20 protein-coding genes are annotated in these 15655 nt (G+C 29.0%); 6 read left to right on the top strand and 14 right to left on the bottom strand.

Going from position 1 to position 15655, the window contains the following annotated elements:
• Positions 1-37 precede the first annotated feature (37 nt).
• From LQ673_RS05085 to relB, 3 genes are all read left to right on the top strand, one after another.
• Positions 38-292, top strand: coding sequence for a type II toxin-antitoxin system Phd/YefM family antitoxin (locus LQ673_RS05085; RefSeq protein ID WP_196307717.1), 255 nt, complete (start codon positions 38-40; stop codon positions 290-292).
• Positions 285-551 (top strand): Txe/YoeB family addiction module toxin, encoded by a 267-nt coding sequence (locus LQ673_RS05080; protein WP_206180012.1) that lies wholly within the window; start codon positions 285-287, stop codon positions 549-551. Before LQ673_RS05085 ends, LQ673_RS05080 begins: the two co-directional genes overlap by 8 nt.
• Before the next feature lie 92 nt (positions 552-643).
• Entirely contained in the window at positions 644-874 is a 231-nt protein-coding gene (gene relB / locus LQ673_RS05075) for a type II toxin-antitoxin system RelB family antitoxin (protein WP_239705684.1), read from the top strand.
• A 64-nt stretch (positions 875-938) separates the two neighbouring features.
• On the opposite strand, the gene LQ673_RS05070 is transcribed toward relB, so the two are convergent.
• From LQ673_RS05070 to LQ673_RS05005, 14 genes are all read right to left on the bottom strand, one after another.
• Positions 939-1823, bottom strand: coding sequence for an ABC transporter permease subunit (locus tag LQ673_RS05070; protein ID WP_239705683.1), 885 nt, complete (start codon positions 1821-1823; stop codon positions 939-941).
• A complete protein-coding gene (locus tag LQ673_RS05065) occupies positions 1820-2674 on the bottom strand; it encodes an ABC transporter permease family protein (protein WP_239705682.1) in 855 nt (284 codons plus the stop codon). Before LQ673_RS05065 ends, LQ673_RS05070 begins: the two co-directional genes overlap by 4 nt.
• 169 nt (positions 2675-2843) lie before the next feature.
• A complete protein-coding gene (locus LQ673_RS05060; protein ID WP_196307722.1) occupies positions 2844-3317 on the bottom strand; it encodes a GNAT family N-acetyltransferase in 474 nt (157 codons plus the stop codon).
• Positions 3318-3467: 150 nt separating this feature from the next.
• Positions 3468-3827, bottom strand: a complete 360-nt coding sequence (locus tag LQ673_RS05055; protein ID WP_196307723.1) for a hypothetical protein — start codon at positions 3825-3827, stop codon at positions 3468-3470.
• A gap of 401 nt (positions 3828-4228) precedes the next feature.
• Positions 4229-5140, bottom strand: coding sequence for a hypothetical protein (locus LQ673_RS05050; RefSeq protein ID WP_239705681.1), 912 nt, complete (start codon positions 5138-5140; stop codon positions 4229-4231).
• A gap of 16 nt (positions 5141-5156) precedes the next feature.
• A complete protein-coding gene (locus tag LQ673_RS05045; RefSeq protein ID WP_204188516.1) occupies positions 5157-5741 on the bottom strand; it encodes a hypothetical protein in 585 nt (194 codons plus the stop codon).
• Positions 5742-5760: 19 nt separating this feature from the next.
• Positions 5761-6051, bottom strand: a complete 291-nt coding sequence (locus tag LQ673_RS05040; RefSeq protein ID WP_204188515.1) for an LptF/LptG permease family protein — start codon at positions 6049-6051, stop codon at positions 5761-5763.
• A 671-nt stretch (positions 6052-6722) separates the two neighbouring features.
• Positions 6723-6914, bottom strand: a complete 192-nt coding sequence (locus LQ673_RS05035) for a hypothetical protein (RefSeq protein ID WP_196307744.1) — start codon at positions 6912-6914, stop codon at positions 6723-6725.
• A gap of 280 nt (positions 6915-7194) precedes the next feature.
• Positions 7195-8163 carry a hypothetical protein gene (locus tag LQ673_RS05030; RefSeq protein ID WP_239705680.1) on the bottom strand — a complete coding sequence of 323 codons (969 nt, stop codon included), beginning with the start codon at positions 8161-8163 and terminating at the stop codon, positions 7195-7197.
• A 237-nt stretch (positions 8164-8400) separates the two neighbouring features.
• A complete protein-coding gene (locus LQ673_RS05025) occupies positions 8401-9030 on the bottom strand; it encodes a hypothetical protein (protein WP_239745010.1) in 630 nt (209 codons plus the stop codon).
• 81 nt (positions 9031-9111) lie between these two features.
• A complete protein-coding gene (locus LQ673_RS05020) occupies positions 9112-9507 on the bottom strand; it encodes a hypothetical protein (protein ID WP_196307729.1) in 396 nt (131 codons plus the stop codon).
• A gap of 2 nt (positions 9508-9509) precedes the next feature.
• On the bottom strand, positions 9510-10052 hold the full coding sequence (locus LQ673_RS05015) for a hypothetical protein (RefSeq protein WP_224658848.1): 543 nt from the start codon (positions 10050-10052) through the stop codon (positions 9510-9512).
• A gap of 15 nt (positions 10053-10067) precedes the next feature.
• Positions 10068-10409 carry a hypothetical protein gene (locus LQ673_RS05010; RefSeq protein WP_239705678.1) on the bottom strand — a complete coding sequence of 114 codons (342 nt, stop codon included), beginning with the start codon at positions 10407-10409 and terminating at the stop codon, positions 10068-10070.
• A gap of 3 nt (positions 10410-10412) precedes the next feature.
• The gene (locus LQ673_RS05005) at positions 10413-11282 is read right to left on the bottom strand and encodes a hypothetical protein (RefSeq protein WP_196307731.1); all 870 of its coding nucleotides are present in this window, start codon (positions 11280-11282) and stop codon (positions 10413-10415) included.
• Positions 11283-11734: 452 nt separating this feature from the next.
• On the opposite strand from LQ673_RS05005, the gene LQ673_RS05000 reads away from it, so the two are divergent.
• The 3 genes from LQ673_RS05000 to LQ673_RS04990 all read left to right on the top strand — a co-directional run bounded on the left by LQ673_RS05000 (position 11735) and on the right by LQ673_RS04990 (position 15456).
• A complete protein-coding gene (locus LQ673_RS05000; RefSeq protein WP_239705677.1) occupies positions 11735-13510 on the top strand; it encodes a CapA family protein in 1776 nt (591 codons plus the stop codon).
• Positions 13511-13525: 15 nt separating this feature from the next.
• Positions 13526-14533, top strand: a complete 1008-nt coding sequence (locus LQ673_RS04995) for a YheC/YheD family protein (protein ID WP_239705676.1) — start codon at positions 13526-13528, stop codon at positions 14531-14533.
• 164 nt (positions 14534-14697) lie between these two features.
• On the top strand, positions 14698-15456 hold the full coding sequence (locus tag LQ673_RS04990) for an SDR family NAD(P)-dependent oxidoreductase (RefSeq protein ID WP_126477139.1): 759 nt from the start codon (positions 14698-14700) through the stop codon (positions 15454-15456).
• Positions 15457-15655 lie beyond the last annotated feature (199 nt).

Here is a 15655-nt window from a genome sequence, read left to right as displayed (position 1 = left end):
CATGTGGTACAATTAATGTGTTAAAGGAGGTTTTAGTATGACTGTAATAAGTTATTCAAACGCTCGTAAAAATTTTAGGAAATTGATTGATAAAGTAAATAATGATAGTGATACTGTAACGATTACTACTAATGAAAGTAATGCTGTTTTAATGGGTGAAGATGATTATAATTCAATTATGGAGACGCTGTATTTACAACAATCACCTGCTAATGCTAAACACTTGGCAAAATCTATTGAAGAAGCGGAAAGAAATAATACAGTTGAGATAGATATAGATTCCTATGAGTAAACGAAATATTACATTTACGCCTTCTGCTTTTGAAGATTATGAGTATTGGCTAGAACAAGATAAAAAGTTATTAAAGAAGATTAACAGGCTAATAAAAAGTATTCAGCGCGATGGCCTATTAGAAGGAGAAGGTAAACCTGAACCACTAAAAGGAAATTTACAAGGCTACTGTAGTAGACGTATTAATCATGAACACAGACTCGTTTATATGGTTAAAGAAAATCACATTATCATTATAGGATGTAGATATCATTATTAAAAAAGACTCTAGTTTATTTTAGAGTCTTTTTTTTTCAATACTTTAGAATTATAAATCGCATGCTAAAATTTAAAATAAAGGAGATGATTCATATGGCAATGACTCAGACAATTACAGTACAAGTGAGTACTGAAGAGAAAGAATTAATAGAGTATTTTTCAAAAATACATGGTGTCACAACTTCAGAATTATTAAGACAGTCTGCTATAGAAAAGATTCAACATGAAATGGATATCGAACTTTATAACAAAGCGATGAAAGCTTATGAAAAAGATGACACTACTTATTCAGTTGAAGAAGTAGATAAAATATTAGGGTTATAAATAGTAGCATCATCTCATGTAAATTCTCTTTCTTATCATTCCATATTAAATTACTTAGGTTTATTTATCCTCTCTTCAATACATTCGACATCAAATTAATAATGATAAATATATATAATATGCCAACTAATGGTGCGTAGAATGTCCACCAGTTTGTTGTTAGCTCATTAGAGTGAAAGCCTAATAAACTGCTTAAGTCATTGATGCTTGGTCGCTCTATAATTTCACATGCAGGTCCATAGCAAACCTTCGTACCTCCGAAGAATATTTTGAAGAAGGCTAGGTGTGTCATAACTAGCAAGGTTTGAAAACATATTCTCAAAAATATGATCAAATATTGAGTTTGTATGTTAGGTAATACATGTTTGATGAATATATGCTTATCGTTAGGACTAATGGTATATGCAGCTTCGATATAATCTTGATTTAATATATACTGAGTTGATTCTTTTATCAGCATAGTTGTCGTCGGTATCATTAATATTGTCAGAATAATGATATTGTAAGTCATTCTAAATTGCATAGTAGTCGTAAAGCCATCTATTGTTTCATATAGCAAAGGTTGCAATAAGATATACGCCAAAATAGATTGAGGAATATAAAATAATGCATTAGAAAAGACACTGTAAATACTTGTTGTCTTGCGATTAAATGCTAAATAAGTTCCAATTACAACTGAACAAAGAACCGATAAACTTGATATGACGATGATAATCAGTAAAGTGATACGATATCCGGATAACACTTCAAATAACATGTTTTTAGAAGCGGCATCCACACCAAATAATGCTTTAAAGCTAGGTGCAAATGGAGAGCTTTTCATAATATCCCCATTAGAATTGTATAGAAAATTCATAGGTTTAGGCGTGATGTTTAGTAAATCAAAATAAATCACACCAACTAGGGCAGGTAAGATAAGTAACGTTAATAGTATATAAAATTTCTTCATGATAACCCTCCCCGTACGCCAGTGAAGGTAAATAATACTTTATGACTCATAAATATGGCGAGAGATACAGGTACATAAATCAATATAAACGTGACAAATAATACTTCTGGAGAGCCATAATCAAATATAAATGATGACAAACCGTGCATGTTAAAGATTCTTTCCAAAAGTAATAAACTTGAAAGCGTGATCCAAATAATATGTTTAAAATTGATTAAATATGATGCAAACAAATTCCTTAATATGTGTTTAAAATATAACTCTACATTTGATAAACCCTTCGCTCTAGAAAACTCAATATAATCTGCACGAGATACATCATCTAGAATACTACTTAAAAATGTCACACTACTCACTAAAGGTATAATCGATAGCACCAAAATAGGGAATATTAAAGCTTTATCTTCGGAACTATTCGCTACATTAAACAATAGAATATCTGTATATCGATAAAATAATATCACCAATGAAATAGAAAAAGGTATGTAAAAAATATCCGGAATAATAGATAGAACTGTATTAATTTTTAAATACCATTTCTTAATATGATCATTAACATATAGAAGGTATGTAAATAATAAAGATACGATAAAAGCTAACAAAAGTGCTGCAAACAAAATCACAATAGTATTTATCCAAGGTTCAATAAAGAATGGAAATAAACTACGTTCAACATGTGATATTTTATTTGTAAATATAATATCTTGAGGATGAAATATGTATAAAAACGTCGACTTCAAGGCATTAAGATAATTCAAGAAACTAAAGCGTTGATCATCAAATAAAGCTGGTAAACACGCTAATAATAAGAATGCAACAATCGTCATGATGAAATTGAATAATTTTCTCATAAGGCATTTACCTACTTTCTAAAGATAATATGTATTACTTCTAGTGTAAAATGATACTTATATTTAATTTACATATTTTTGAAGGTATTTACAAGGGTGTATAGAAAGTATTGTTGCTGGGAAAATGAAATAAAAGCCATGACGTAATTTGTCATGGCTTTTACTAATCCTATTTAGACTTTATATACCACGCATCCATAGCGGAGTGGTCAGAACCTGGGAGTGGATCGTTTAACAGTTTAAATCCAAATTTCTCATATAGGATACATGCTGCTTTTAGTTCATGCATTGTTTCTAAATAACATTGTTCATAATGTTCAAAGGCAAAGGATAGTGCTGTTTCCATAAGTTTCTTAGAAAGTCCTAGACCCTGTGCTTTTGGAATTAAATATAACTTTTGTAATTCGCAAATTTTATCATTTTCGTTAAACGGTGCTATTCCAACGCCACCAACAATTTCTCCGTCAATTTCAGCTACCCAATAGTTCGCATGGTTTAAATTAGCATAATATTGGTGAAGATCATTAAGTTGAGGATCATAATAAGCTGACCCAGGAATCGCAAGGCCAAGTGATTCTAATGAATCTTGTATAATTTCTTTTACTTTTGTGTTATCTTCTTGTTTCATCTCTCGAATAATCATAAAAGAACTCCTTCGTTTTGGGCATAATCAGAACTATATTAGGTTAATTTATTTGAAATAATATTAGGACTCATTATATATGAACCCAATCATTTTGCCCAATTATTAGTGGGAATACCTAAATATCAAGACGACAAAAAAGCCGTGACGTTATTTGTCACGGCTTTTGCGTACTTGAGCATTTCTTCTATTTATATACAGAATGATAACGCCAACTATTACAAAATAATAAATTATCGTTGTATAAATATTTGCCCAACCAACTGCATTTAACAGAATATAACCTAAAGTCATACTCATGTATATCGTAATATTTATAAATAACTCTTTGATCCTTTGTCTTTGTGTTTTATGTTTTTTACTCTCGTGAGTATGATAGATTGAATATAAACCGGCACTAATTAAAACAAGGAATATCATATATGAAATATCGTTATGTGTCACATAGACAATTACATCATAAATGATATTGATTAAAATAATACCCATTACAACCAATAACTCGATCATCTCGTACCACACCCAAATAAGATTTTTGAATTTTTAATAGTTTGTTAGTTTACTTATTTTTATCATCTAATCGATAATATCCTCCTAGTATAAACAATGAGACCGTTAATAAAAGAGTTGGAATTGCAAATAGTAATAAACTTATATAACCTTCCTGAAAACCAACCATTACTGCTACAAAATATAAAATCATTGATATGCTAAAACTAAATGTAAAGTCGAAATATTTCATATTCTTTCTCCTTTTTTTTCCTATATTACCTATATTAACCATAAGTCTTAAAAAGTGTAAACCTATTTTAAAAAGAATATCTTTTAAAATTTTCGGATTTACTCATAATACATATCTCTATAAAAATATCCTGAACACGACTATCTGTGTTCAGGATTATTAGAAGTATTTATTTTTCTTTAACACCTTTATCATCTGGTTGATCTAATTTGAATTTTTGTGTTTTATCTCCAACTTCTGTTATTAGGTACTCATAGTCACTATATGCTGGTTCATCATAATCATTATCTTCTTCAATTAAATCAATGTTACATAATCCTGCTATTTTTTTGTCATATATTTCAGTAGGGCTAACAACGTTTGATAAATTTACTCCATAGTTCTTAGAAGATTCCTTTGAATATCTATAAATACCATTTTTGCTATCTTCATCAAACGTTTGAGAACCAATATTTATAAATTCGGATTTCGTATTATTTCCTGAACCATCAGTTGTTATATTTATTTTTAATTTATTAAAAGTAGGTTCTTTATATTTAATATTTGATATTTTCTTTAATTCCTTTGTTAAATTAGTAAGTTGTTTTGAGTAAAATTCAACTTCTGGTACGCCTTCAATTTCATATCTTTCAGGATCATAATCATCTTCTTTAGCTCTTTTTTTAGCATTATCTAGGCTATCTTCGACAGATTCAATTTTATCTTTAGTTTCCTTTATTTTATAATCTTTTTCTGCATTAAAGCTTTTTTTATCCATTTTTTTAATATAATCAAGTTTTTTATCGTCATCCATTTTTATCATTTTTCCTACATCAGTAGCATACTCATAGCTATCAGAATCTTCATCGCTATAATCACTATATACTGCAATTTTACCGTCTTTACTTACTATGAATTTTGTGATTTTAGAGTCTTTTCCTAACTCTGCTGAATCGTCAGAACTATTTTCCACTAAGTATGAAATAGTCTCTTTTTTGTCATTCATAACATCGCTGAATTTGACTTCTTTTTCCTCAGTAGCCTTTCCGCAACCAGCTAATGTAAATACTAATAATCCAATTACTGTTAATATTTTCTTCATCCTAAAGTCCCCCATGTTAATATGCTTCACTATGCAAAATAAGATTGCCTTTAATATATTTTTCTAAGTCATTAAAACTATTGATAGAATAAAAATCGTTTACATTCATTTGAAAATAGTTAGTATAATTTATACTTACTTTACAGTCACCGGATTTTAAATCGGTTATTTCACAGTTACAATAATGTGTACTTACGTTTAAATCGATTGGTATAGGGTCATTAATGATATTTTTTAATTGATTTCCTAATTTATCACTGTTATATATAAAATCATTAATTGATTTTACTAAATCATAAGCATCATATCCGTTAAAAGTTTTTAGCCCTTTAAGACTATCAATTTCTGAGTACCCTCTTAATACTTCCACTACTTTTTTATCAACAGCTGATTCACTAGGAGGTTCCACATCTTCAAATTGTTCATTAAATGTTTCATTAAGTTCGTCATTCTCATTGAAATCCATTTCTTTATTAATTTGGTATAAAAACTTCAAAAATTTAAAAGCTATTATAGTAAGTATTACTATAATAATTAGAAGAACAATAATGATGTTATAAAACCCATATAAATCATTTGTAAAGAAATCCACAATTAACAATTCAATAATCTCCATTTCACTAATCGATTTTTTTGAACTTCATATTATCAATAATGAGCTTATCGTCTTGATAATCTACTTTAGCTTTTTCTCCATCAATATCCGCTTTTAAATTGCCATCTTTATCTTCTTCAATTTTACCTTTTAAAGTTAGACCACTTTGTGTAATTTCAAAAACATTGTCCTTTATTTCTACTTGATAACCTTCATTTTTAGTATCCTCCCAATTACCTTGAATTTTATCTTTTGTACTTCCACAAGCTGATAAAATTAAGGCGAACAATAGTATAGGTATTAATAATTTTTTCATTTTTTTCATCTCCTATATAACATATAAATATTAAAAGATTTTTTACAATGTAATGCTACCATAGATGTCTTTTTACACTCAATACTTTATTTTTTTGATTATTTTTATATTAGAATATTTTTTAATGACACTTTTTATATTATAAATACTTTTGTTATTAGACATAAATTAGAATATGAATCTGTAGTTTGATAAAATAAAAAATGAATAAAGAAACATTTGTAAAATATAGAAAAAGGCGGATTATATGAGAGAGGGCTTTAAATTTAATTTTTCCAAATAATGAGGATGAAAATTAAGAGTACTTTTCGATATATAAATAAAGTAATGAATAGAGGAGGAACTCTTATGAATGTTGGTGTTTTTGTAATTGTTCTTATTTTTTGTATAGTATTACCAACTATAATGATGGCTAAAAATAAGAAGGAATAGGTGATGAATATGGATAGAATCATATACATATTTAAAATAGGATTAATTTCATTTTTAATCATTTGTACGTTTAGATATATTTTCCCTTACCCAGAAAGTACTCTTGGGATTATTATTTATTCTTTCTGTTTAGGGATTTCAGTAAGTATCGTTTCTTTATTTTTATTAAATAGTCCACCTAAGAGAAAAAATAAGTTCAAAAAACACCCTAATGAACTAGGGTGTTTTTGAGTAGTTGGTTATTGATATTTATTTTTCATTTTTAAAACTTTAACAAGTAAATATATCGCATTTACTCCTGCTATTATAGCTAATACGATAGACAAAGTTAAACTTTCTATTGGCATTGTAAAAATTATAGCGAATAGAAGAATAATATTTAACACCGTTGCCATAGTAAAATCATTATTTAAACTGTTCTCTTTTTTCATAATCGTTCCTCCTTGTTTTTTTAATTAGACTACTAAGATTTATTGTTTTATTTAATCAGTGTGATAATGTTTAGTATTCCAAAATACAAAGATTAAAAAAAGTACTGTAAAGATAGTAAACGAAGTATCTAAATGATCTTGATTCATTTGTTTATAAGCGAAAACTGCTAATAAAATAGCTAGAATCATTTGTATAGTGAACAAAAACCACTTCATAAAACCATTCTTTTTTTTATCAAACTTTAGCACAATAATGTACCTCCATAAAAATTTCTTCCGTTTATTGATGTCTATTTTCTATATGTTTTTGCTCAATAATATTGCCTTCAGCATCTTTTTTAACGATATCTTCGCCTTTCGTTGTGTATGTACCAAGTATTTCACCGTGTTCATTACGATAGTTAACGTACCAATTACCGTTATCGTCCTTTCTCACGATATCTATTAAATATTTACTTTTTCCTATTGGTTCTCCTTCAAAATCAGAAATCATGCCATATACTTGTGATCTAAAGTGTGCTTCTGTTCCTGGGTTTTCTTGATCTTCAAAGGCTTCTATTGTTTTATGGTCTGGATGTTCTTTTTTTATTTCAATTTTATTTGCGACTTCTTCAAGTGATGTATAATTTTTATTTTTATCGTATAAGTCTTGTAGGTTATATTCATTACCTGTTTTCAATAAATCTTTGTATATTAATACAGCTTGAGTTCCACCGACATATAATTTATCTTTACTCAAACCAACTACAGTTGCAAAGCTACCTTTGGCTGGATATACAGTATAGAATTTCATACCATTTGGTGCGTCTTGGATATTTTTTTCTTCTATTAACAATAGTTTATGTAGTTTCTTTTTTTGTTTTTCACCTTGAGAAAATTGTTCAAAAACACCAGTTAATACTTCATCTTTCGTTACGATATATTCTCCATTTTTATCAGCAAAAAAGGCTAAAGCTAACTTTGTCTTATCTGAAACTTCATTAACATCTGATTTTACATTTTCAACTTGTTTAGGTTTATCTTCATGAGCTTTATTTTCATTCTTTGATTGGTTATTTTCATTTTCTTGTGAATCAGACTTAGAGCTATCTTTATCTTTTTGCGTACGCTCATTTTTAGAACTATCATTCTGCTTACTTTCAGTTTTAGTACTTTCATCCTTTTGATGTGCAGTTGATTTTTCTTTATCACTACTACACGCGGCACATAATAGTACTAAAATACTTGTTACGACCATTAATTTCTTCATGTTGAATAATCCTCCTTTGTTTGAGTGGGTTACCTAAAATGAAAAGAATAAAGTTATCTATATTATGTATAACTATTTTAGCAAAAAGAGTATGTTGTAATAAACCCTAAATTTTCCAAATTATAGAAGATAAAATTAAAACAACCTGAACTTAAGTAAATAAGTTCAGGTTGTTATCATCATATGAAAGCTACTATCTTAATCATTTGAGTCATTTCCCAGGCAATAATGTATCATTTATTCTCCGTCATTATTAATAGATGCATGTAACGTTTCTTCTGGGTAGTCATCTTTTTTAATTTTGATTGTATTATCGTCAATATACGTTATTATCAGTTTACTATTTTTAAGTACAGGGTTACTTACTTCTTTAAGTTGAGATTTTGGTGTTTTTGCTATAACACCTTCAACAGAATGATCATCGATTTTTTTAACCTGATACATTTCACTCTCCTTGTCTTTATATAAATCTTTATTTTTCCCGTCATAAATAATACTCTGTCCATCAATAGTGAATGTTTGATCATGTCTGTCTTCTTGACCATATTGCCATATGTGGTCAATGTCAGTAATCTTTCCATAAGCATTCGTGTCTTTATATAACAATTTTTCCAATTGTTCTTCTTCTTTCTTAGATACTACATAATTTAGATCATATTCAAATTTGTTGAATTCTTCATCTTCATCGTCTTCTGAAGATGAATCTACTTTGTTTTCATTTTCTTGCAGTTCCTTTTCCAGTTCTTTATCTATACTGCTGACTTTACTATTTGATTCCGAATTATTTTTCTTTTCTTGTTGTGAATTAGAAGTGTTATTTTCTTTAGACTTTTCATCACTTTTACTATCAGAACCACAAGCAGCCAATAAAATAATTACCCCTAAACAAATGCTTAATAATTTTTTCATGTTAAATCTCCCATTTAAGTTATTAATTCGGTGTTCTAGTTAAATTAAACGTATGAACATTGCGAGTTTATATAATAAAAATATAGTTATAATACATGTCATTATGATAGTGATTATCATTTTTCGGGATTTTGTTGGCGTTTCTTTGTAGAATTTTTCTCCCAAATATAGTGATGAAATGAAAATGTACTTCACTATAAAGAATGACATGATAAGGAATATTGGCGTAAATATGACTCGATAGATTTTATATAATCCAGCACCAATGTCTTTAAACCAATTTGCAGCTTCAGTATCACCGCCTAGTGCACTAAGTGCGCCTAAAAACATTAAAAATGTAAATGTACCTAACATTCCTAAAATACAACCACATGGCGTTTCTTCTTCCACGGGTCTGTGTACATAACCAAAGATTTTACCTCTATCGTCAAACACCTTTATACCTCTTCCCAAGGTTCAATATCTTCTAATTCTTTAATTCTTTTGTAGTATTTCTTCATAACGATAGGATGTAGGAATATTGAAATCGTAAATACGAATAAAAACATCCAAGCTAAAATATACTTAGCAATTATATTTATAATAAATCCAAAGAAAACACGTTTGATATAAGTTTCATGAGCTTCACGCCAAGTCCATTTATTGCCTTGAACATGTAATTTACTAGTAGGCATTGTTTGACGATTATAATCATACGACATTCGAGCAAGCGTACCGAAGTCTCTTCTAAAAATGACGCTTCTCATAAAGAAGTACCTTAGAAAAACATTACTTTTAAATTGTAAGACGTAATCACTCATCCATGCGAAAGTATAGCTACCTAGAAGAAACAGTATTATATTGTAAATCCAACTCATTAAGCTATACGAGCCATCAAACGTCATATAAATAAACTTCGTCAAGAATACATAGATATAAGGTGTGTAGTAAAAAGTAATAGGTACTTTCGGTGTATTAAAATATTTTTTGAATATGTCCATTTATATTCTCTACTCCTATTCTTTAGTCAACTCTACTTCTTCATCGCCATTCCCTGGGCTATCAATGATGAGTTTGTCTCCTTTGACTTTATAGTTAAGTTGTAAATCTTGACCGTCTTCTGTTTTAAATGTCATGACTTTATCATCTGAGTTGACTTTTCCGTCTAAGGTTCCGTCATTTGCACCTATGCCAAATAGTCCGCCTGATTCTAGTGCATCCATATGTAATGTTGCTTCTCCAGTCTCGCTATTTGCTGTAATACTAATGTCTTTATTCGAATATGTACCGTCTACATTCTTTCCGCATGCTGCTAATAATAGAACTAATACTAAACAAACGCCTAATAAATTCTTCATAAATCATTCTCCTTTGTATGTGTGTTTTATTTTGTCTAAACGGTTTATAAAGGCATCGATATAAGCTTGTGGACCTAACATGCGTGCGAGTGGTGCTAGTTGATATGCTATGTAATAGGAGTCTAGTTCTGTACACGATACTAAGACGATAATTTTATTATCTTTGTATTCTAAGATTTCTTTGATTGAAAATTGCTGTTTAAACTGATCCCAAATAGATACGTCTATTTCAAATTTAACAGGTTGTAAGTTGGGTACATTTTCATATGTAGAAGCTTCTAAAATATATACTGACTTAATATCTTGAACTTTAACGGTATGAATTTTAGCTTCATACTCATAAGTTAACCAGTAATCATAGTGCATATACATAAGAGACAATGGCTTTACAACCAACTTTTTATCTAATTCAATACGAACTTTTAACCCTTTCGTAATACATTCTTGCAAATTCATTAAATGAATACCTGGTAGTGGTTCGGAACGTAAATTAAAGTGATTCAAAACACTTTTTAGAATGTATTTATCTTCAATACGGTTAAGCGAAATATTATCTAAAAAAAGGTTATAAACACTTTTGTGCAACATAGGTGTTAAGCTTTTGATTTTAATTAATAGACTTAACAGTGCTAAGCTATCGGCTGAATATGAACCATTTGAAAGAACGTATCCATCTAGTGAACGACTATAAACGATTTTAGTATTCTTGTTATTCCAATAATCGCTCTCATAGAAAAACATATTTAAATCATTAATATCCCTTTGTATCGATTTTTCTCCAACATTAGCAATATTGCTAAACTCTGACTTGTTCACAACATCCCCGTTTAATAGACGCGTGAGTAATGATAATACACGAGTGGCTTTGTCCAACTTAATCAACTCCTGATGTATAATATATATATTTAAATGGACATTATAAGTCCATTTTTCAACTTTATTCAAAATTCACTTCTATTTTTATTTATTTATATTGGTATATAAAGTTTATATAATTATTATATTAAATGTGCAAGCTGAAAAAGTGAATATTATGAGGATAGAGAAAGTTTTTAATATATATAAAATGTAAAATATTATTAAAACAAAACAATATCCGAACATTTTAGTTCGTAAAATAACATGTAATTAATATAGTAAAGGTCTAATAATTGTAATAAAATGTAAATGTAAAAATGCTTAAAAGAGGATTAACATGAAAGTAGTGTAATATTATTTTTATTTGGTATATTTAATTTAAATTCTTTATCTTTTACACTATTCAATTTAGTAAGTTCAAAAAGTGATTATAGATTCTTTCTATTAATTTTAAAGGAGTTAAGTGTATGAATAATTATAAAGTCGTGGCGATGCGTCTGAATGATAAAAAAGTACTATATGAAAAGGGCAATAAAGACAAAAATGATTATGGATTGGGTAATGCTCTATTTTTAAATTATGTTTTAGATTTGCTTAAATATAAAAAGATTAAACTACAAGCAAGTGTGAAAATTAGTGAATTTATTTCTAAAACTTCTAGAAAAGATAAAGTGTTTTTAGAAGAAGGGAAAGAAATTACGATATATAAGTTATTACAATTAGTCATTAATCTTAATTGTAATGCAGCTGTATTGGCTATCGCAGAACATCTAGATCCTACTAGAAATAATCCTGCTATCAAAGTGAAAGTGAAGCGGGATGAGTATGATTTAGAAAAGCAGGTTGCTATAAATATTAGTGGTAGAAAGATGAAAAATAAGCCTCAATCTTATACGATAGAAGATCTTTTGAAGATTGGAGAAAAAATGTTTGGCCAATATGAAAAAGATTTTAAATTATATAATAGTTCATTAGTTGATTATCGTGGCACTGTTTATGAAAATCCAAGTTTCATAGATACTGATGATCGTGTCGTATGCAACTACTTATTTGGGTCACATGATAACAGCGGGATTGTCTTAACTAACATTAATAATGAGCGTGTGTTATTGGCTATAATGGGTGCAGATAACGCGTTTCATAGAGATTTCTTACTGAAAGAAGCAATGGACGAAATTCAATTCGATATTAAAGCGCCTAAATTAGAAGTTGAAACATTCACAGGAGAAAAAGAAATTAATTTTTTAGGTGATACATACTTTGGAGAATTTTATACAGAACGTCGAAAAAAGCGCAATCAAGAAGATGCATTAATGCGTTATGGTTATGATCATTCATTGAAGCATTTAAAGACATTCTTTGATCCAAATGGATATAACATTATCAATTTTGAAGCAGTATTTACTGAAGAAGGTGAAGTATCAAATTTAGAAGGTGCGAAACCATTTTTATTATGGGCAAATGAAGAAAAAACATTAAATGCATTAAGATTATTAAATTTAAATGCTGTTTCTTTAGGAAACAATCATGCGATGGATTTCGGACTTAATCGTTTAAAACAGACTATTGAAGGCTTTAAAAATAACGATTTAAAAGTATTTGGTGCTGGTCTGAACTCTAAAGAAGCTTTAGCACCGATACATTTAAATATAAATAATAGAAATGTATATATTTATAATGGCTATTGGTATCGCAAAATTGCATATCGTAAATTTGATTTTTACGCTATTGGTCATGATGCAGGTGTGGCACCATTATATTTAATAAATGAAGAAATTCGAAGAAAGAAACAAGAAGATCCTAATTGTTTTATCATCGTACAACCACATTGGGGCGTTGATTTTAAACAAATTTTACCGTATCAAGTTGAGAATGCAGAACAATTGATTCATAGTGGCTGTGATTTAATACTTGGGCACGGTCCTCATACGATTCAAAAATTAAGAAGATATAACAACACGGTGATTGTTTATAGTATGGGAAATGGGATTTTTAATAGTAACGGTGAATTTGATAAACATGATGCATTACCATATGGTTTCTTAACTAAATTGAAGTTTCTTGAAAATGATGAAATTAAACTTAGATTAGTGCCATTCTATGCAAATAATTTGGATACTTTTTGGTGTCCGGATTATGTGAATGATGAACAATTTAAAGAAATAGTAGAATTTATTGCTGAAGGTAAAGAATATATTGAAACAGACTGGGAAAATCGAGCATTTGAAATAAAAATTAATTAAGAGAGGATTTTGTTTATGAAAGTAGGATTATTACGAGAAAAGCATAAAAAAGGTGTACTTGGAAGAACACTAACATATATAAGTAATTTTTATAATATAGACTTTTTTGTATTTACTTATGATGATGTTGATCTTGAAAATGAGACAATTGATGGTTTATTTTTTGAAGATGGACAATGGGTAAAAAAGCGTACAGAATTTCCAGATATAGTGGATAATGTACCGATGGATAAACGAAAATATCCTGAAATATTTAAAGCTTTAAAGAAGAAAGCTATATTTACAACACCAGGTTTAGGGTCTAAATCATTTATTTTTAATAAGATGCAAGAAAGTAAAAGATTTGAAGATTTAATTATTCCAACTGATGAAGTGGCTTCTTATGATGATTTAAAAAATCATCTACAAAAGTATAAAAAAATTGTATTAAAGCCGACTCTTGGCAGTAAAGGTAGAAATATATTTGTTCTAAATCAAAGCGATGAAAAAATCGATGTTCTAAACGATGATAAAAATTGGACAATTGAAATTGATGAGTTACAAACTTTTTATAATGAGAATATAAGCGAAGAGAAGTATGTTGCGCAACCTTTCATAAAATCACAAACAATTGAAAATAACCCATTTGATATCCGTCTTCATGTGAGAAAAAACCAAAAGGGTCAATGGGAAAAAGTTGAGATCTATCCACGCATAGGTGTAGGTAAAAATATCACATCAAATGTAAGTCAAGGCGGTGGTGTAGCAATGTTAACACCATTTTTAGAACATAATTTCGAGAAGAATTGGAAAGATATAAGGATTGAACTCAATAATTTATGTAAAACGATTCCGCTCAATTTTGAGAAGCTTTATAATTTTGATATTGATGCATTAGGTATAGATATTGGTATAGAACCTGACGGAAAAATATGGCTGTTTGAGGTTAATACGTTCCCAGGACAGCATTTCTTCTATGCTAGAGATTCTGAAGTGAGAGTAGCATATTATAGATATTTATTAGGTTTAAAAAACAAAAAATAATACAACTTCAATTCATTTCCCAGGCAATATTTTTCCATTAATTAAGAGATAAAGATTTAAAATAAATAATTTAGAAAAATTCATATTTCACCCGAGTTACTTTGCAACAATTATGTAAAATTACTTGTTAAAATATAAGTATAAATATTATAGGAGTGATTCGGATGATTAAGTATAGTGAATTTGAAGGCAAAACGGTTCTGATTACGGGTGCGTCTTCGGGTATTGGTAAGGCTACTGCTTTAAAATTTGCTGAAAATGGTGCCAATATTGTGATTGGTGATGTCGATGAACGTTCTGAACAAACGGTTCAAGAAATCAAAGACAAAAATAGTAATGCCATTTTCGTAAAAACAGATGTTTCACAACCTGATCAAGTGAAAAATTTAGTCGATAAAGCAGTTGAAACATTTGGCAGTTTAGATCATGCATTTAATAATGCGGGTATTCTAAATAAACCAAATAAATTTGCTGATATCGATGTTGAAACTTTTGATAAAGTATTAGATGTAGACGTTAAAGGTGTCTTCTTATCTATGAAATATGAAATTCCACAAATGCTTGAAAACGGTGGAACAATTGTAAACACAGCTTCTGTAGCAGGATTGATTGCAGACCCAGAAATGGGACCATATGTTGCAGCTAAACATGCTGTAGTAGGTATGACAAAATCAGCAGGATTCGATTACGGTGAAAGTGGCGTTAGAATTAATGCAATTGCACCAGGTCTAACAGAAACAGAAATGACGAAATCTTGGAAAGACGATCCAGAGAAATGGCAACAAATGATATCAGGTGTGCCAATGGCTAAAGCAGCACAACCAGAAGATATCGCAGAAATGGTATTATTCCTATCTTCTGACGCAGCCAAATTTATGACAGCCCAAGTTTATCTCGCAGACGGCGGACAAACAGCACACTAAATGAAGTTGAATATATTGATTAAATGACAGAAGTCTCGTTAAGAGGCTTCTTTTTTTGTGGATAGAAAGTCTTGTTCTACTGTAAATTTTTTACATAATGTCATTGATAATGATTATCAACTAGGTTATTATATTATTGTAAGTTTCTATAAAAATTTAATAATAACATTAAAAAGATAAATATATTCATTGTAGTAAT

This window comes from Mammaliicoccus sp. O-M54 (genome assembly GCF_022386035.1).
GTDB classification, from domain to species: Bacteria; Bacillota; Bacilli; order Staphylococcales; family Staphylococcaceae; genus Mammaliicoccus; species Mammaliicoccus sciuri_A.
This window is presented reverse-complemented; position numbering and strand designations above follow the sequence as displayed.